This is a genomic window from Streptomyces sp. NPDC091282, from assembly GCF_044757385.1.
Classification (GTDB): Bacteria; Actinomycetota; Actinomycetes; order Streptomycetales; family Streptomycetaceae; genus Streptomyces; species Streptomyces gramineus.
The window spans coordinates 42,894-61,369 of sequence record NZ_JBIVUX010000012.1 but is presented as its reverse complement, the minus strand read 5'-3'; the positions used below and the strand labels follow the sequence as shown (position 1 = coordinate 61,369).

General features: G+C 70.7%; 13 protein-coding genes. 5 read left to right on the top strand and 8 right to left on the bottom strand.

The window, feature by feature from the left end; translation table 11 throughout:
* Positions 1–116: 116 nt before the first annotated feature.
* From ACIQOE_RS38020 to ACIQOE_RS38005, 4 genes are all read right to left on the bottom strand, one after another.
* Positions 117–596, bottom strand: a complete 480-nt coding sequence (locus ACIQOE_RS38020) for a cupin domain-containing protein (protein WP_401416549.1) — start codon at positions 594–596, stop codon at positions 117–119.
* 14 nt (positions 597–610) lie between these two features.
* Positions 611–1,612, bottom strand: coding sequence for an alpha/beta fold hydrolase (locus ACIQOE_RS38015; RefSeq protein ID WP_401416547.1), 1,002 nt, complete (start codon positions 1,610–1,612; stop codon positions 611–613).
* A gap of 321 nt (positions 1,613–1,933) precedes the next feature.
* Positions 1,934–3,031 carry a helix-turn-helix domain-containing protein gene (locus tag ACIQOE_RS38010; protein WP_401416545.1) on the bottom strand — a complete coding sequence of 366 codons (1,098 nt, stop codon included), beginning with the start codon at positions 3,029–3,031 and terminating at the stop codon, positions 1,934–1,936.
* Positions 3,028–3,990 carry a helix-turn-helix domain-containing protein gene (locus ACIQOE_RS38005; protein ID WP_351324781.1) on the bottom strand — a complete coding sequence of 321 codons (963 nt, stop codon included), beginning with the start codon at positions 3,988–3,990 and terminating at the stop codon, positions 3,028–3,030. Before ACIQOE_RS38005 ends, ACIQOE_RS38010 begins: the two co-directional genes overlap by 4 nt.
* A 434-nt stretch (positions 3,991–4,424) precedes the next feature.
* Here ACIQOE_RS38005 and ACIQOE_RS38000 point away from each other — a divergent pair, with 434 nt between their 5' ends.
* Positions 4,425–5,078 carry a hypothetical protein gene (locus tag ACIQOE_RS38000; RefSeq protein WP_365575713.1) on the top strand — a complete coding sequence of 218 codons (654 nt, stop codon included), beginning with the start codon at positions 4,425–4,427 and terminating at the stop codon, positions 5,076–5,078.
* A 52-nt stretch (positions 5,079–5,130) separates the two neighbouring features.
* Here the strand turns inward: ACIQOE_RS38000 and ACIQOE_RS37995 are convergent, their stop codons facing one another.
* The gene (locus tag ACIQOE_RS37995; RefSeq protein ID WP_401416541.1) at positions 5,131–5,406 is read right to left on the bottom strand and encodes a WhiB family transcriptional regulator; all 276 of its coding nucleotides are present in this window, start codon (positions 5,404–5,406) and stop codon (positions 5,131–5,133) included.
* Positions 5,407–6,025: 619 nt separating this feature from the next.
* On the opposite strand from ACIQOE_RS37995, the gene ACIQOE_RS37990 reads away from it, so the two are divergent.
* Positions 6,026–10,054: a carboxypeptidase regulatory-like domain-containing protein gene (locus tag ACIQOE_RS37990; protein ID WP_401416539.1), complete on the top strand. Its 4,029-nt coding sequence runs from the start codon at positions 6,026–6,028 to the stop codon at positions 10,052–10,054.
* A gap of 337 nt (positions 10,055–10,391) precedes the next feature.
* Here ACIQOE_RS37990 and ACIQOE_RS37985 read toward each other — a convergent pair whose 3' ends face one another.
* On the bottom strand, positions 10,392–12,650 hold the full coding sequence (locus ACIQOE_RS37985; RefSeq protein WP_401416537.1) for an ATP-binding protein: 2,259 nt from the start codon (positions 12,648–12,650) through the stop codon (positions 10,392–10,394).
* Between the two features lie 350 nt (positions 12,651–13,000).
* Between ACIQOE_RS37985 and ACIQOE_RS37980 the strand changes: the two genes are divergently transcribed.
* Entirely contained in the window at positions 13,001–13,459 is a 459-nt protein-coding gene (locus tag ACIQOE_RS37980; RefSeq protein WP_401416535.1) for an SsgA family sporulation/cell division regulator, read from the top strand.
* Positions 13,460–13,511: 52 nt separating this feature from the next.
* Here ACIQOE_RS37980 and ACIQOE_RS37975 read toward each other — a convergent pair whose 3' ends face one another.
* On the bottom strand, positions 13,512–14,462 hold the full coding sequence (locus ACIQOE_RS37975) for a hypothetical protein (RefSeq protein ID WP_401416532.1): 951 nt from the start codon (positions 14,460–14,462) through the stop codon (positions 13,512–13,514).
* 267 nt (positions 14,463–14,729) lie between these two features.
* Here ACIQOE_RS37975 and ACIQOE_RS37970 point away from each other — a divergent pair, with 267 nt between their 5' ends.
* On the top strand, positions 14,730–15,455 hold the full coding sequence (locus ACIQOE_RS37970; RefSeq protein WP_401416529.1) for a dienelactone hydrolase family protein: 726 nt from the start codon (positions 14,730–14,732) through the stop codon (positions 15,453–15,455).
* Between the two features lie 179 nt (positions 15,456–15,634).
* Positions 15,635–16,516, top strand: a complete 882-nt coding sequence (locus tag ACIQOE_RS37965; RefSeq protein WP_401416527.1) for a helix-turn-helix domain-containing protein — start codon at positions 15,635–15,637, stop codon at positions 16,514–16,516.
* Positions 16,517–16,527: 11 nt separating this feature from the next.
* On the opposite strand, the gene ACIQOE_RS37960 is transcribed toward ACIQOE_RS37965, so the two are convergent.
* Positions 16,528–18,459, bottom strand: coding sequence for a maleylacetate reductase and hydroxyquinol 1,2-dioxygenase domain-containing protein (locus ACIQOE_RS37960; RefSeq protein WP_401416524.1), 1,932 nt, complete (start codon positions 18,457–18,459; stop codon positions 16,528–16,530).
* Positions 18,460–18,476 lie beyond the last annotated feature (17 nt).

Below are 18,476 nucleotides of genomic sequence, written 5' to 3'. Positions count from 1 at the left end.
GGCTCAGGCCGTCGTGGATCGACGTCCGGCCTGCTCGCGCCGGCCGAGCGTGACGCTCGGCCGGCGCCGCGCCCGTTCGCGGAACTGCTCGGATCCGCCCGGCGGGGCGGACCGGATCACAGGGTGGGCGGCGGCCCGGTGACACGCAGGTTGAAGTCCGCGGCGGACGCCACGACCGTTCCGAGATCGAACTCCGGCGGCAGGACGCCGGCCTCGGCCACCGCGATGCCGTTGGTGCGGAAGTACTCCTCGATGCGGGCCGGGCTGAACAGCGCAGCTATCCGCGCCCCTTCGGGCGAGCGCACCAGGTAGCTGTGCGGGACCCCGCGCGGCCCGTAGGCGACCTGACCCGGTACCAGGTCGTGGCGCTCGTCACCGACGAAGAACGTCACCTCGCCGTCGAGGACGAACCAGACCTCCTCCTCGTCCTCGTGGACGTGGTGCGGGGGAGCGTGGCCGATCGGGTCGGCGAACTCCATGAGGCTGAGCCGGTTGTCGGTCGCGGTGCCGGGAAGCAGGATCCTGGCCTGGCCGCCCAGGAACCAGAAGGGCTCGCGTTCGGCCGTCGGATCGAAGGTCGGGAAGAACTGCGTCATCTTCGCCCCCGAAGTCATCGCTGGTCGCCGAGGAACTGCAGCAGCAGGCTGGTCATTTCCTCGGGGTGCTCCTCGTAGATCCAGTGGCCGGAGTCGGGGACGACGACCGGGGTGACGTGCTTGGCGTACTTGCGGACCTGCTTGCCGACCGAGGAACCGAGGCTGCCGTCGGCGCCGATCGCGAGCACCGGCATGGTCAGCTTGTTCTTCCGGAAGCGCGCGTTGTCGGCGATGTCCTGAGGGAAGGCCCGGAACCAGGCGAAGGACGCCTCCAGGTGCGCGTAGTCCCGCAGGTAGGACGCGAAGACGTTCAGGTCGTCGTCGGTCAGGGCGTCCTTGTGGACGGCGATGCCACGCATGAAGCCCTTGGTCCAGGTCAGTTCACGGCCCTGGATCAGGCTCTCCGGCAGACCGGTCTGCAGGGAGAAGAAGCCGAAGTGCCACGCTCCGGGGCCCTGTGCGGTGAGCGACGGGAAGTCATAAAGGCCCGAGTCGGGGATGGGGGCCTCGCTGAGCACGAGCTTCTTGACGGTCTTCGGGTACTGGGCGGCGTAGGCGTAGGCCACCATGGTGCCGATGTCGTGGCCGACGACGTTCACGTCCTGGTCCTTGCCGAGGGAGGCGAGGAGTACGTGCAGTTCGGCGGCCATCGTCTTCTTGTCGTAGCCGGACGCGGGGGCGTCGCTGCGGCCGGCGCCGGGCAGGTCCGGTGCGATGACCGTGTAGTGCTTGGCCAGGGCGGGCATGATGTCGTGCCACTCGTACCAGGTCTGCGGGTAGCCGTGGATGAGGACCAGGGTGGGGCCGTGGCCGCCGATCACGTAGTCGATGCCGGTGCCTGCCACCTTGGTCTTGTGCTCGCTGAACCCGGCGGGCAGCTGTTCGTGCGCCGAAGCCGACGCCGACGACGCAGGTGTGTCGGAGGCCGAGGCCGTGACGGTGACCGAGCCGAGGGCGACGGCGACGGCGAGGGCCGAGGCCGCGAGGCCACGGGAACCGGACAGACGGAATCTCACTGATAACTCCGATGGGAGGAGGAAAGGGAAGACGGTGGGACCGGAGCCCACCGCGGGGGTGACGGCCGGTCAGAAAGACGGGCCGGTGCGGCCGTCGACGGCGATGCCGGCTGCCGGGCGGCAAGGAGGTCCAGCACGAGGTCGGCGACCTCTGACGCCCGGATGAAGCGGCCGACGCTGATTCGGCGTGTGTTCATGAAACCGGGGGTCGTGGTGGTTTCGCACCGGGGTGGTACCCCAGTGGTCGCGGACCCGCTGGTCAAGGCCGCGGTCGGCTGCCGGGTGGGGCAGGCGGACGCCTCGGGGGCGCACCCCCCCGGTCTAGCGCTGCGCGGCGACCGAACCCGCCTGTGCCACGGCTTCCTTGAAGAGCTTCACGCCCGGATCCCTCCACTCCGCCGGCGAGATCCCGTACAGGGACCGGAAGGCCCGGCTGAAGTGGGACGCGCTGGTGAATCCCCAGCGGTGGGCCACCGCGGAGATGGAGCGCTTCGAGGCGTCCAGTCCGGCCAGTTCACTTCGGCACTTCTGCAGCCGGCACCGCTGGATCCACTGACCGGCGGTGCCGCCGTCGGCCTGGAAGAGCTTGTGAAGGTAGCGGACGGAGATCGAGTTGGCGCGGGCCACCGTCTGCGGGGTGAGGTTCGGGTCGTCGATGTTCCGCGCGATGAACCTCTTGATCTCCAGCAGGCGGTCGAGACCCGCCGCCGGCTGCGCTCCCAGGCCCAGTTGCTCCTCGACGAGCAGGCTCAGCAGGTCGATCGCGCTGCTCGCGAGAGGAACTCCCGTGGCCGCCGGGCAGTCCGCCGCCATGTCGATCAGGTGCGTCACGAACGCGGCGACCAGTGACCCCACGGCCGCGTCCGTCGTGACCGGGACCGCGGCGATCTGCCGAAGACGCTCCTCTCTCAGCCCCATGAGCCGGCGGGGGAGGGCGAGGAACCTCGCGCGGAACGGGCCGGGGAGGTCGAGCGACACGGGATGCGTCAGGTCGTAGAAGACCATTTCCCCCGGATGCAGGAACACGCGGCGGCCGTCCTGTTCGAGCGTGGCGGTGCCCCGTTCCACCAGCAGGACGACCAGGAGGCCGTCGTCCTGGCCGGCGGGCCGCCCGGCCCGGCGCAGCCGCATCCCGCTGCCTTCCAAGGTGGCGAGCTTCAAGTGGCCCAGACGGAACGTGCGGATGACTCCGGCGTGCCGCCCGTCGGGCACGGTGGCATCGGTCAGGCCCAACGTGTCGTGCAGAGCCTGCTGCCAGGGATCGACTCCCCGTGGCGGCACCTCGCCGTCACGGCGGCCGTCGGGGACGGCGTCGGGCGCCGTCATCAGCGAACGCGTCGCCTTGCCGGCCGTCCCACGGTCGACCCGGGTGCCGCTCACCGCACGATCGGGAGCGAGCACCTGCATGCCCTTCGTCACCTCGAACCCCTCCGCGCGGCCGCCTGGTACTCCCGGGGAGAAATGCCGTAGGCGAGCCTGAAGACACGACTGAAATGGGAGGCGCAGGCGAATCCCCAGCTGTGCGCCACCACGGCGACGGTCGGTGCGTTGGACATCGTCCGTGCCAGTTCCTTCCGGCAGCGCTCCAGACGCTGTTGCTGGATCCACCGCGCCGCGGTCACGCCCTCCGTCTCGAAGAGCTTGTGCAGATACCTGAGCGACACCTGGTGCGCGGAGGCGATCTCGACCAGGGACAGGTCCGGATCCGCGAGACGGCGCAGGATGTACTCCTTGACGCGAAGGAGCATCGCCTGGACCGCGGCGGGCTCTTGGGGAGCCAGCCGCCCGTGCCTCTCCTGGATCAGGCACGTCAACAGCTCACAGGTCACCGCGGCGAGCCGGTCGGCCTGCGCGGGAGCGACCGACTCGGCACTGCCGCCAAGGCGCTTCAGATGCCCGGCGAGGAGGGCGGAGAGCGGCTCGTCCTGACCGAAGGACGTGGCGGTCACGGCCCGCAGTTCGGGATCGCTCACTCCGAGCGCGGATCTGGGGAAGTGGAACGCGGTGAGGCTGAACGCCTGCCGCAGCGACTTGCCGAAGGGCCGCCGGGAATCCGACATGGAGAACTGCCCGGGGTGCACGACCGCGTCCCGGCCGTCCTGCGAGCGTTCGGCGCTCCCGCGGTGCATCAGCGTGAGGGTCACGGCCTCCTTGCCGTCCCGTGCGATCAACCGCGGCTTGCGGGCGACCGTCTGCGGTCCGGCCGTGACCGTCGAGACCTGCATGAAGCCCACCCGCCGGCTGACGATCGTCGCCGTGGCAGGTTCGTTCTCATGCAGATCGACATCGAGCGGGACGAACGTTCGCGACACGGCGTCCTGCCAGAAGTCGGCCCGGTCCGAGGCGGACAACGGAGCGGTGGACAGGACCACGGACACGGCGACTCCCTGGCGAGGTCATGCGGACGCGCAGCCGACGCGGCCGTCGGGCGCGAGCTGTCCTGGGCCGTCCGATCCGATGGCGGTCAGGCGGTCCGAGGGCTCACGGCGAGCGGTGTCAGCACATCGCACCTGCGCGAGAGGTACCAGGAAGAAGTGCAGGAACAATTTTCAGGATGCCCAACAGTGCAGGTCACCCCGCCTGCCGAGGCGTTGTTCTGCCCTCCGGAGCATCGGCGGTGCGCCTTCGAGCAGACCCCGCCTCCGGACGTTGACGCTGTCCGTCGGCCGACCAAGGATCACGGTCGAGTTGCGCGCGTCCCCCTCCCTCTGCAATCTTGCTCGACCGTCGCCTGACGCGCGATCTCTCCAGAGCAGCCTGCGGCACCGTTCCGGTGCGCCGGGACACGATGAAGAGCGTTAAGAGGTCGCCCATGGTCACGCCTGGATTCCCGCGCGATGCGCTCGATTCGGACGGGCTGCCGGTCTGGATACGCGACCTCGCCAGCGACGATCCGAACCACAGCCTGCACGTCGTACGGGACATGGGACCCGTGCGGGCACTGGAGGCCCTTCGCGTGGATCCCGCCTCGATCCAGCTGTGCGTGCTTCCCGACAAGAAGCCGAACCGGTACACGTCGCTGCCGGGTGCGGCCTTCGGCGGCGACACGGGGGACGCCGCCACCCTGCTCGCCGGCCGTCTCGGGCCCTGGACCTTCGTCTACGACGACCTGGGATACACCTTCGACGGCACCGCCGAGGCTCTCTCCCGCGGCGGCCGTCAAGCGGTCACGACCGTCTGCGCCATCAACGGGCACGCGAGTCTCCACTACGCGGTGGACGGCAAGGAGATCGAGAACGTCGTCATCGACGAACTCAGCCTGGAGGAACGGCTTCCAGGCATGCCCGCCGAACTGGCCGCCGCGTTCGAGGCGGCCGGGATCGCCGACTGGGAGGACCTCGAACCCGGCGAGGTCGACAGCCTGATCGGCATGCGCGCCGCCTGCGCCCTGGCAGGAGCGGTCCTGACACTGGACGACCTTCGCGCCATGCACCTGGTCATGGCGCAGCGGAACGTCGGCGACTGACCTCCGTCCACGGTCAGGAGACGTACCCGGCCCATGCGTGGCCATGAGGGGCTCAGGTCCGCTCGGGCAGCACGGCCGTGGAACGCCGCTCGTTCTCGGAGTAGCCGCCCCAGACGCCGTACTCCTGCCGCGACGCCCGCGCGAACATGCCGCAGGGACCGCTCACGGGGCACTGACGGCAGATGGTCCGGGCCGCTTCCTCCCGCCGCTGACGGGCTCGGCCCCTCTCCCTCTCCGGTGAGAAGAAGACGGAACTGTCCATGCCCCGGCACGCGGCGTCCTTCTGCCATGCCCACACCTGAAGCAACGGCTTGGTGTGTGTACGCATGCTCACCCCTTTGGAAATCGGCAAGGTGGCCCTCAGACCCCGAGTGCGTTCCGGCGGGGGAGGACCAGGGCTCGCGGTACGGCGAACCAGGGCCGCGGCGCGCACTCGGGAAGCGGGATTGTCGTCCCGGACCCTACGGACGCTTGATCGGCGTTTCGCGCCGGGGAACGCACGGACTCTTGCCCGGGGAGGAACGAGCAGGGGAGGCCGACCGGTCACCCCATGACGAGCGGCCCGCGGCCGAAGCCGGTCTCCGGATCCGAGCCGACGACGCGCACCTCCCCGCGCGCCTGTGCACTGTGGGAACACCATCCGTGCACGGACGAGCGATCGGCCTGACGCGCGGCTCCTAGGCTCCTTCTCGATCCGACCCGCCCCGACCCGCCCCGAGCCGACGTGTCTCGAACGAACTCCTCTGGCGAACTGTCGGCCATGTGTCGCTATGTCCAGAACCGGCCGATGAACATTGTTACTTGACGTTTCATTAATTGATCTGCGAAAACGTCTGTTGCGAACAGGAGTTCGCAGTCACCCGTGGTCAACGGGTTGGTCCGAGGTACGAGTGCACAGGAGTCGCACGGTGCGAATATCCAGGCTGTTCACCGCGAGACCCGGGCCGATGCCCAGGCGTCTGGGGGTTGTCGCCTCCGTCGTGACGGCACTGCTGGGGGCTGGTCTGCCTCTGGCCGCGGCGGCGTCCGCGGAGCCCGCCGCCGAGGCGCCGGCGCAGCAGTCCCAGGCGCCCGTGGAGTCCGTGTGCTCGGCGCCGAAGCCTGGCCATGTCGGCTGTTTCGCGCTGCGACGCACCGACACCGTCGCCCGGCGCGGGGTGGCGGCCACGGATCCCGTGGGCTACGGTCCGTCCGATCTGCAGAGCGCGTACGCCTTGCCGGCGGACGGCGGCGCGGGCCGGACGGTCGCCGTCGTGGTGGCCTACGACGACCCGACGGCGGAGGCCGATCTGGCCGTCTACCGTGAGCAGTACGGACTGCCCGCATGCACGACCGACAACGGCTGCTTCCGCAAGGTCGATCAGCGAGGCGGCACCGACTTCCCCTCACCCAACAGCAGTTGGGCAGCCGAGGCGTCCCTCGACCTGGACATGGTCTCGGCCTCCGCGCCCGCCGCGCACCTCCTGCTGGTCGAGGCGGACAGCTCCGACTTCCAGGACATGTTCGCCGCCGTCGACCAAGCCGTCGCGCAGGGAGCGCAGTACGTCTCCAACTCCTACGGAAGCGACTACACCAGCCAGGCGGGCAGCGGCGAGTTCGCGGAGGAGGCCACCGAGTTCGACGCCCACTACAACCGGCCGGGCGTCGCGATGGTCGCCTCCACGGGGGACCGCGGATACGGCGTCTCCTATCCGGCTGCCTCGCAGTACGTGACCGCCGTCGGCGGTACGACGCTCAACCCGAGCGCGACCGCCTCGCGCGGCTGGACCGAATCGGCCTGGGGCCTCGCCGGGTCGGGGTGTTCGCTGTACGAACCCAAGCCCGGCTTCCAGACGGACACCGGCTGCGCCAACCGGTCGGTGGCGGACGTGGCCGCGGTGGCCGACCCCCTCACCGGTGTGGCGTTCTACCAGACGTACGGCGGCAAGGGCTGGGGCGAGATGGGCGGCACCAGCGCCGCCGCACCCATCATCGCCGGCGTGTACGCGGCCGCCGCCGTCCCCGACGCCGGCACCTATCCGAACGCCTACCCCTACTTCAAGAAGTCCGAGCTCAACGACGTCACCAGCGGCACCAACGGCACCTGCACGCCGGCCTATCTCTGCACCGCGGGGTCCGGCTACGACGGCCCGACGGGTCTCGGCACTCCCAACGGCCTTGCAGCGTTCCGCAACTACCCGCACGGCACGGTGAGCGGCACCGTCACCGACTCCAGCGGAGCGCCGCTGACCACGGCGACCGTCACGGCCGACGGCTACCAGGCCACCGTGGACTCCCACGGCCACTATTCCCTCACGCTGCCGACCGGCACCCACGACCTGCGCGCCGACGCCTACGGCTACCGGAGCGGAACCATCGCTGGGGTCACCGTCGCCGACCGGGACTCGGTCACACGGGACATCGCGCTGGAGGCCGCGCCCTCGCAGACCGTCACCGGCAGGATCACTGACGGCTCCGGCCACGGATACCCGCTCTACGCGGCGGTGACCGCCGAGGACGTGCCCGGCGCACCGGTCTTCACCGACCCCTACACCGGCGTCTACAAGCTGAGACTGCCGGAAGGCCGTGACTACACCCTCAAGGTCGTGGCCCAGTACCCCGGCTACCAGACCGGCACGAAGGACGTCACCGTCGGATCCACGACACGGAAGGCGGACGTCGCCCTCCCCGTGGACCGCGAGGTGGACACGTTCGCGGGCTACGACGTGGGAACCGTCGGCCGGACCGAGGCGTTCGACGCGACCGATTCCCCGCCCGGCGGCTGGACCGTCGTCAACGCCCCCGGCACCGAGGGCGGCTGGCAGTTCTCGGATCCCACGCACCAAGGGAACAACACCGGCGGCAGCGGTGGCTTCGCCCTGGCCAACAGCATCAGCTACGCCGGCAGGCGTCAGGACTCGTCACTGCTCAGCCCGGTCTACGACTTCAGCACCTACACCAGGCCGCGGATCTCCTTCGACATGGCCTACCCCGCCTCCGTCACGCAGAGCGCCACGGTCGACATCACCACCGACGGCGGCGCGACCTGGACCAATCTGCGCACGTGGACGAAGGTCAGCCAGACCGACCACATAGACATTCCTATCGCCGCCTACTCCGGAGCCAAGTCCGTCCAGGTGCGGTTCCGATACGTCGCAAGCAATGACAACTACTGGGAACTGGACAATCTTTTCATCGGCGACCGCCCGACCACACCTGTCAAGGGCGGCCTCGTGGCCGGTGTCGTCACCGACGCCAATACGGGTGCCGGTGTTCTCAACGCGAGGGTCCGCGACGCCGACGATCACGGGCAGACCGCGCTGACGACGGCCACCCCGGCCGACCCGCGACTGGACGACGGCTTCTACTGGCTCTTCTCCGACTCTCCCGGCAAACGGTCCTTCGCGGTGACCAAGAGCAAGTTCGCCACCGCGGCCAAGACGGTGCGCGTGGTGCCGGACGGCGTGACCGAGGCGGACCAGTCTCTCCAGTCCGGCAGACTCACGGTCAGACAAGCGGCCGTGGACAAGACCCTGACCCTGGGCGGGAAAGCCACGACGAAGCTGACGATAAAGAACACCGGCAAGGCTCCCGCCACTTTCACCGTGGCCGAGCAGGTCGGCAGCCCCGAGTCGCAGACGGTCGACGGCACGGCCTGGCAGTCGGTGGCGGATCTGCCGACGGCCACGACGGACAACGCGGTCGCCGCGTACGACGGCCGGCTCTACTCCGCCTTCGGCTACACCCCCAGCACCAACACCTACAGCCGGGACATGTACGTCTACGACCCGGGCGCCGACGCCTGGTCGCAACTGGCGTCGGCGGCCGACGAACGCGACGCACCGGCCAAGGGATTCATCGACGGCAAGTTCTACGCCGTGGGCGGCTGGCGCAACGACAGCACACTCGATCCCAAGCTGGAGATATACGACCCGGCGTCCGACACCTGGAGCACCGGAGCGCCGACACCCAAGCCCTACGCCGGCTCCGCGAGCGCGGTCCTGGACGGCAAGCTGTACGTCGTCGGCGGATGCGGCCAGAAGAACTGCCTCAACACGGACGTGTACGCCTACGACCCGACCGCCGACAAGTGGTCGGCGATGGCTCCGTACCCCATCCCCATCGGCTGGGCGGCCTGCGGCGAGATCGACGACAAGCTCTACTGCGCCGGCGGCCAGACGGTGAACTCCGCCGCGACGAAGCACGCCTACGTCTACGACCCGGTGACCGACGACTGGTCACCGATCGCGGACATGTCCCTGGCGGTGTGGGCACCCAACTACGCGGCAGCGAACGGACAGCTCGTCATCGTCGGCGGCAGGGCCGCGGCCGGCGTCACCAACAAGAGCTCCGCCTACGACCCGCGGTCCGGGACGTGGACGGCGCTGCCCAACGCCGCCTCCACGATCTACCGAGGCGGTGCCGCTCCCGGCTTCTACAACGTGGGAGGCATGCGCAGCCCCGGGGGCAGTGTGACCGCCATGGCGAGCGTGCTGCCCGGATACGACCAGGGCGACCGGACGGACGACGTGACCTGGCTCGGTCTCGGTGGCCGGCAGGCGACCCTGCGACCGGGTGCCAGCACCACGGTGACCGTGTCCTTGGACGCCACGTCCGCCGGAGTCAGCCAACCGGGTGTCTACTCGGCGCAGTTGAGCATGCGCACCGACACGCCGTATCACGTCGCACCGGTCCCGGTGACGATGACCGTCAACCCTCCCAAGGGATGGGCCAGATACGCGGGCACCGTGCTCGGTGACGACGGCGAAGGCGGTACGGCCCCCCTCGCCGGGGCCACCGTCGAGATCGTCGGCAAGAAGTCGAGCCACACCCTGACCACGGCCGAGGACGGAACCTACTCCCAGTGGCTCGACACGCGCCGCGGCCCGATCACGGTGACCGTCTCGATGGAAGGCTACGAGCCGGAGACCACCCGGGTCGATCTGTCGAAGAAGGACTCGGCTCTGGGCGACTTCACCCTGAAGAAGGCTCCGTGAGCTCCACTCACGTGCCCAACAGGGCGGTATCCGACACCGTCCCGGAACGATGACAGCCGGCCGTCCAGGCACATGACCGGCCCCACGGGCCGCCGGGTTCGAGCGACGTAGGTGTGCGCTCGTGGACCAGGTGACGCGCACTGCCGGACGTACCGCGGGGACCGGGAAGACCTAGCGTTCCCCGTGGCAGCCGAGTGGGATGAAGCGCCTCTCGCCTCCCACTCGGCCGCCTCCAACCGTGTCGCCCCCGCACCGACAGCGCACTCCGCACAGGACGCACCTGACGAAGCCCTCGGTGAGGGCGGGCACGAGCACCGTCATCGGCGGAAGGACAGGGTCAGCCGTGATCGAGTTCCGCCAGGCGCTCCCGGGCCGTCACCACGTGCTCGGGGTTGCCGGACTCTCCGAGACCGACGCATTGCACATAGGACTCGCGAGCCTGCTCCAGGTGCCCTCCGGCGTGAAGGGCCTCAGCGAGATGGATCAACGCACGGCTCTCCAGTCCCGGATTCGCGCTCGCACGGGCGAGGTCCACCGCGATGCGCAGGTGATCGGCGGCCTTCGTCCAGTTCTGCAGGCGGGTCTGGGCCTGCCCGATGGACGTCTGCACGTTGGTCCGGTTGAAGGCGGCACTGTGCGGCTCGATGCTGTCGCCGGCCTGATCGAGGAACGCGAGCGTACGGAGGTGCTCCGCGATGGACTCCTCATGACGTCCGGCCCGCAGCAGGGTGTCGGCGTGGCTGCACATGGCGTGGAGCGTCCCGTGCATGTCACCGGCGGCCTCGAACAGTTCGGCCGCTTCGCGGTTGTGCGGTGCCGCCGCGGAGTACTCGCCGAGGTGGCTGAGCGCCCACGCCGTGTAGCTGTGGGCCCAGGCCTGCTGGGCGAGATCACCGGCGCGCCGGGCCGCCTCCAGTGCCCGGGCTGACCGTTCCATGCTGGCGTGGTGCCGGCCTTCGCAGATCAGCAGGGCCCAGGCGTGGAGGTTCAGGTGGGTGGCTTCGAGCAGGGGATCGCCCAGTGCCTGAGCGCTGGCGGCGGCGGTGGCGGAGACCTCCGGCCAGTGCCCCCAGAAGATCCACTGGTCGGAGAACCAGTGCAGGGCTTCGGCGAGTTCGACCACGCCGGCGTGGTCCTGTTCGTGGGCGGCGGAACGGAAGGCCGCGAGCCAGTTGATGCTCTCCGTCCGGAGCCACTGGCGGGCGTGGTCCGCGGTCGACAGGTCGACGGTGCCCTGCCACGTGGCGGGCGGGGCACCGTAGTCGGGCTCGAACCAGCGGCCGGCCACGACCGCGGTCTCCAGCAGCCAGCGGTGCAGGGCGCCCCTGGCCGCCTCCGCCGACGCCTCGGAATCCTCGGCTTCGAGCCGGCCGCGGGCGTACAGCTTCAGCAGGTCGTGGAGCCGGTACCGGTCCCGGTCGGAGCCCAGCAGCCCGGTCTCGACCAGTTCCTCCAGGGTGTCCTCGACGTCGAAGTACTCCTGTCCCGTGAGCTGGGCGCCGATGGCGACGCTGGCGTCCGGGCCGTCGACCAGGGCCAGGAAGCGGAAGAGCCGCGCGGCATCGGGGGTGAGCTGGCGGTACGACAGATCGAATGCGGCCGAGACGCGGACGTCGCCGGCGGCCAGGGTGTCGAGACGGCGTTCCTGCAGCGCGAGACGATCGGCCAGGCGGCGGACGGTCCAACCGGTGCGGGTCGCCAGCCAGTTGCCCGCCACGCGCAGGGCAAGGGGAAGGTAGGCGCAGCGCAGGGCGACCTCGGAGAGCGCGTCGGGATCCGTGCCGGCGCGGTCCTTGCCGATCACGCCGGTCAGGAAGACGGCGGCTTCGGAGGGGCTGAGTTCGCCGATCGGCAGGCGCTCGACGTCCTCCAGCCCGGTGAGCATCCTTCGGCTGGTGATCAGGACCATCGCCCCTCCCGCACTCGGCAGGAGGGGACGGACCTGCGCCTCGTCACGGGCGTTGTCCAGCACGATCAGGCAGCGGCGCCCGGAGAGTGCCTGCCGGTACAGCTCCGGATGACCTTGCGATCCGGCCTTGGCCAGGTCGCGGTCGGCGACGCCGACGGCCTTGAGCACACGGAGCATCAGCTCGGCCGGCAGGGGCGGCTCGTCGTCCATGCCGCGCAGGTCGAGGACGAGCTGCCCGTCGGGGAAGCGGTCCGCCAGCTCGCGTGCGGCGTGCAGGGCCAGGGTGGTCTTCCCGGTACCGGGAGGCCCGGACACCGCCACGACCTGTGACCGTCCGAGGGCCGCCTGTCCCGCGAGCCCGGTGAGCTGGGCGAGTTCCTGCTCCCTGCCGACGAAGTCGTCGATGCCGCGCGGGAACGCGCGGACGTCGGCGGGGCTTTGGCGCGGGTTGCGTCCGATCCGGGCGGCGGCGAGCAGGCGTTCGCGCTCCGCCTCGCGCAGGTTCAGCCCGTTCGCCAGCGCTGCGACCGTTCCCCGCTGGGGCGTTGCCCGGCGTCCGCGCTCCAGGTCTCCGATCCCGCGACCGCTGACCCCCGAGGCTTCGGCCAGCGCCTCGATCGTCAGCGACGCCTCCAGCCGCAACTGCCTGAGCAGCGCTCCGAACCCGACGCCGTTCTCCTCGGTCACCTGACCCACCCCCGTATGCCTCGCCCTTCTGTACCTGACTCAACTCGCTTTGTCATGTGTTTACTTGCCCACCCGTCGTCGCCGGGAGGGCGAACGCTGCTTGGTGATCATGACCGGCCTGCGGCTACAGGATATTCACAAAACCATGCCGGGTCATGGAAGGTGATGCACGAAAGTGTCCGGATCGGACCATTGGTGGAAGGTCTGTGTGCGCCGCCGGCGGCGTCGCTCAGCCTCAAGCCTCCGCCGTGTCCGGTTCCCTCCTGGGCAACCTTTCGTACATTTCCCGGCAAGTGGCCGCTACGGGCGCGCCTAGGCTTTTTCGGACAAGAGTTGCCATCCCCCAGACCTTGTTGAACGGGCAGAAAATGACTCAACCGTTTTCGAGCGCAGCCGACACGACGGTCACCTGCGAGCTCGACGTGCACGTGATCGTCGGAGGCGAACCGCAGGTCACACTCCCCGCGGCATTCCACTATCACTGTGCGGACCCCTACGCCGTCCGTCTGTCGATCGGAGCGACCTCAAGCGGAACGGTCGACTGGATATTCGCGCTCAGCCTCCTGAAAGTGGGACTGGGCAGGCCGGTGGGCGAAGGGAATGTCCTTGTCTCGCCCCGGCGCTCGTCGCACGGCCCTGTCGTCCGCATCGTCGTCCGGTCCCGGCTCGGGTCCGCGGTGCTCGACATGATGGCCTCGCCCGTCGCTGAATTCCTGGACCGGGCCGAGGCACTGGTGCCGGCGGGCACGGAGGGACACCACATCGACATCGATCGCATCGCGACCCTCCTCCTGACCGCCGACGAATGAAACGGGCGGGGGGCCTTCCACGGCTCACCGGTCCCGCACTGCCTCTGACGCGTCAGCATCCTCGGTCGTAGATCGCCCGCAGCCACGATTCCCTGACGGCGGCCGTCCGCGCGAGCGTGTACCGGAACGCCTCCCCGGACGGCTTGAACGGGGGGCACGGGTGCGGCGGCAGCGGGTCGTCGCGCTCCACACCTGCGGGCAGCCCGCCGGCCGACGGCAACCGGGAGCGGTGTGGCGGGAAGGCGAGCTCGGCCCAGAGCGCCGCGTCCATGGGCACCGGCACTGCCCCGGCACCCGGCTGCCACATGGCTCCGGTCTGCGGGTGGACCGGCACCAGCAGCAGGTCGGCCGCCGGTTCACCGAACCCCGGTCCCGCCAGGTCCAGCCGCTTGGCACCCGCACCGGCGGGCAACAGCGCGCCCAGAGCCCGGCCGAGGAGATCCGCGACCGGCCCGGACGCCACCTCGACCGGCGCGCCCCCGGCGGCCACCACCACCCGCGCGAGGGCCACGCCCGCCGGAATGTCCCGGTAACCGCTCAGCCGGTGCGACAGCGCGCCGGTGGCCGTCAGCTCCGTCCAGTCCATGATCGGCCGCTCGGGCGGGGCAGGCAGCCGCACCACCGCCTGGGGGAGGAGCCGCACGACCTGCCAGCACCCGCAGTCGTCCATCCTCGTTCCGACGGGCAGATCGCAGCCCAGGCAGGCGAGGTTCGGCCCGTCCCTCCCGTCGATCCCCCTGCAGTAGCCCCCGGCCCGCTCAAGGATCAGCCGCGTGCCGCGCAGGTCGCCGGGCGCGAGGAGGACGGTGCCCGACGGCCCGTCGGACAGGACGCCGAACGGCACGAAGCGCCCCCGCTCCGCCGCCTCGCGCGCTCCGACCTCGTCCAGCCACCGCCACGGCGGCCCGTACGGCGCGGGGTCGACAGCGTAGGAACCGGCCTCCAGCAGCGGCGGGTGCAGCGTCTCCCAGTGAGTGTCGGCGAGGTGAATCGGCAACGCCACCTCCGACACCGGCACGGTCAGGACCGCACCGCAACCCGCACACCCGAACACCGCCAAGCCGTCCCCTCCCACCGTCGAAGCCGCTGAATTCCACCAAGCCCGCGGACCGGGCGGCAAGGGATTTTCCAACGACGTCAATCGCTCGACCGGTGGGCCCCGCAGGCCCTCGGCCGTCGTGGCATCGGCGTTCAGCGGCCTATTCGGACCGTTCTGCCGGCGGCAGAACGCCCGCCCGACCGAGCCCGAAGCTCACTACAGTCCAGGCTCATGGCGACGATAACCGCGCGCACGGTCGAGTATCCGGCCGACGGCGTCACGATGGCCGGGTACCTCGCACTCCCCGCCGGTGCCGGGCGTCGGCCCGCGGTCCTGATCGGGCCCGAGGGGACGGGGCTCAGCGAAGTCGAGCGCCGCCGGGCCGATGCCCTCGCCGAGCTGGGATACGTGGCGCTGGCCTTCGACCTCCACGGCGGGCGCTACCTGGGCGACCCCGAGGAGATGCTGGCCCGCTGCATGCCGCTGCTCGCCGACCCCGACCGGATGCGGGGCATCGGCCACGCGGCGCTCGACGTGGTGCGCGCCGAGCCGCGGGCCGACCCGGACCGGATCGCCGCCGTCGGCTACGGCACCGGGGGCGCCATCGCGCTGGAACTCGGGCGCGACGGCGTCGACCTGCGCGCGATCGGGACAGTCAACGCGCTGACCACGGGCCGACCGGGCGAGGCGGCGCGCATCCGCTGCCCGGTGTGGGCCGGGGTCGGGTCGGAGGACCCGATCATGCCGCCCGCGCAACGGGACGCGTTCGCCGCCGAGATGCAGGCCGCGGGTGTCGACTGGCGTCTCGTGGTCTACGGCGGAGCCCTGCACGCCTTCCACCACCCACCGGTCGACCACATCGTGCTTCCCGGGGTCGGCCATCACCCTCGACACGCGCAGCGAGCGTGGCGGGACGTCGTCGACCTGCTCACGGAATGCCTGCCCCTGTCGGAGTGAACTGGTTGCCGACCGCGCCGCCCGACGGATCCCGGCTCGCCGGGCCCCGTGGTCTCGACGGATGTGGACAGATCGGCGATGGGAGCGGCATGGAGTATCCTCCATAGTTCTGGAGTGATCGATCCAGATGAAACGCCGGCCGCGTCGGGATGACGCGACTGCGATGAGGAGGCAGCGCCGTGGTGGAGCTAGGACTCGCCGACACCCTCGGGGTCCTGCGGCAGCCCGACGTACGGCCCCGTGCCACCAGCGCCGGGCTCGGTCTGACGGATCTCTACGTGTCGTCCCAGCGGGAGCGCCCCTTCCGGGCCGACTTCGCGGCCGCACCCACCCACCTGCTCGTCCTGCATCTCAACGGCACCGTGACCGTACGACGCGGCCGAGGCGACGTGACCCGGTCCCGGACCGTCCTGCCGGGCGGCCTGTTCCTGCATCCGGCCGGCCGGGAACTGAGCGTGGAACTGGAAGGCGGCCTCGACACGGTGCACGCCTACCTGACCGACCAGGCCCTGCGCGAGGCCAACGGCGGGCACCCGGTCGAGCCTGCCGAAGAACTCGGCGTCGTCGATCCGCTCGCCGAGCAGCTGCTGCGCGAACTGGACTCCACCGTGCGGCACTGGGAGCCATCGGCCCGCACCTACGTGGACCAGCTGACGAGCATGCTCGCCGCACAGGTCGTCCGGCGGCACGTCGCACGCCTCCCCGCGCCGGAGCCCGCCCGCTCCGGGCTCTCCGACCGGCAGCTCGCCGCCGTACACACCCTCATGCACGACCGGATCGGTGACCCCCTGCCCATCGCCGACCTCGCTGCCGCGGCCGCGCTCAGTCCCAGCCAGTTCACCCGCCGGTTCCGCGCCGGCACGGGCCACTCGCCGCATCAGTACCTGCTGGGGCTGAGGCTGGAGCGCGCCGTCCGGCTCCTGCGCACCGGCTCCGCGTCCATCGGACAGGTGGCGCGCGCCTGCGGGTTCTCCCACCAGGAGCACCTGACCCGGGTGATGCGCACCCGTATGGGCACCACACCGGCCGCACTGCGCCGCGAGGCGCAGCACGGCCGGTAGAACCATCTCCGTCAGTCGGCCGTGCGGGCGATGGTGAAGGTGTGCCTCAGCAGGCGCCATTCCCCGTCCGGGACGGCGCGGCCGGCCGGGGCGGGGCCGGTCTGCGGGGCGAAGTCCACGATGAGCGGGTCCTTGACGCCGAACACCGTGTCGCTGTCGAGATGGGAGCCGTCCGCCACGAACAACTGCGTGATCAGACGGCGATGACCGGGCGCGCTGATCATGAAGTGCAGGTGCGGTGCGCGATAGTGATGGCGGCCGACCGCGTCGAGCATCTGGCCCACGGGGCCGTCGCCCGGAATGGGGTAGTGCGAGGGCAGGATCGACCAGAAGGTGAGCCGGCCGTCGTCATCGGTGCGCAGCCGGCCCCGCAGTACGGGCCCCTCCTGGTCGGGGAGCTGGACGTCGTAGAAGCCGTCCTCGTCGGCCTGCCACACGTCGACGACCGCGTCCTTGAGGGGCTCGCCCGCCGTGTCGGCGATGGTCACGTCCACCCACAGCGGCGTTCCGGGGAGGCCGTCCGAGATGTCGCTGCCGTGCTCGGCCTCGGGCGGGCCCTCCACGTAGAAGGGGCCCAGTACGGCGGAGGGCGTGGTCTCGGGGGTCCGGGAGTTGGTCAGCAGGTCCACGGCGCTGGAGATGCCCAGCACGTCCGAGAGCAGCACGAACTCCTGCCGGGTCGGACTGCTCAGCTGCCCGGTCCGGGTGAGGTGGTCGATCGCGCACGCCCACTCCGCCTCGGTGACGTCCTGCTCTGCCACGAAGGCGTGCAGGTGCCGCACCAGGCCGGAGAGCAGGTCGCGCAGCCGGGCGTCGGGCGATGTCGCGAAGCTCGCCACGACCTGCGCGGTGAGCCGGGCCAGCACCGTGGCCGTGGTGGCCGGGCCCTCGGGCCGCCGCCCGTGCCAGGCATCGGTCAACAGCTCCTCGACGCCCTCGGCGGTCACCTCCCGGGGATTCGGGTACGGCGTCGCGACGGCGAGTCCGGCCGCGTCGGCGATACCGGACTCGGGCATCCCCAGCTCACGCAGTGAGGTCGGCCCGCCCAGCGAGGCGACGAGATCGGCCAGACCGCTCGCGGCGTCGGGCACGTCGAGTGCCTGGGCGATGCGGCGCATCACGTCCGGGGCGGACGGCGCGTTGTACGCCAGCACGTGCGGCAGGATCACGGTGTGCGTCTCGGCGTGCGGCAGGCCGAAGCCGCCGCCGAGGGTGTGACACAGCTTGTGATGCAGTGCCATGCCCACGGTGGCCAGACACGTTCCGGCGAGCCAGGCCGCCTGCAGCAGATCGGCGCGGGCCTCGCGGTCGGCCGGGTCCGCGGCCACGCGCGGCAGCGCTCGGGCGATCAGCGAGATCGCCTCAAGGGCCTGGCGGTCGGTGGCAGGGTCGGCATCGGCGGAGTACAGAGCCTCCACGGCGTGGGCCATGGCGTTGACGCCACTGGTGACCGACGTCCTCACAGGCAGCGACAGCGTGAGGTCGACGTCGTAGACGACGGTCTCCGGCAGGACCGCGGCCGAGGACCGGGTGATCTTGCGGCCGTCGCGGGTCTCGCCGAGGACGGGGGTGACCTCGGAGCCGGAGTAGGTGGTCGGCACGACGACCTGGGGCAGGTCGGTGCGCAGGGCCAGTGCCTTCGACAGGCCCGTCGTGGAGCCGCCGCCGACCGACACCAGGCAGTCGGCACCCGCCTCGCTCAGCACGGTGAGCGCCTCCTCCGTCACCTCCTGCGGCGTGTGCATCCGGGCACCGCGGAACTCCGCGACCACCAGGTCACCGAGCGCGTCCCGGACCCGCCGGGCCGCGTCGTCGAGCGTGGGCGCGGACACCAGCAGGACCCGCTTGCCGCCGAGCCGGCGCACTTCCTCGTCGAGCCGGCCGACGGTACCGGACCCGAAGACCACTCGTGCCGGGTGGGATGTGTGAACGAACGACCGCATGGTGTGCTGCCTCCGCG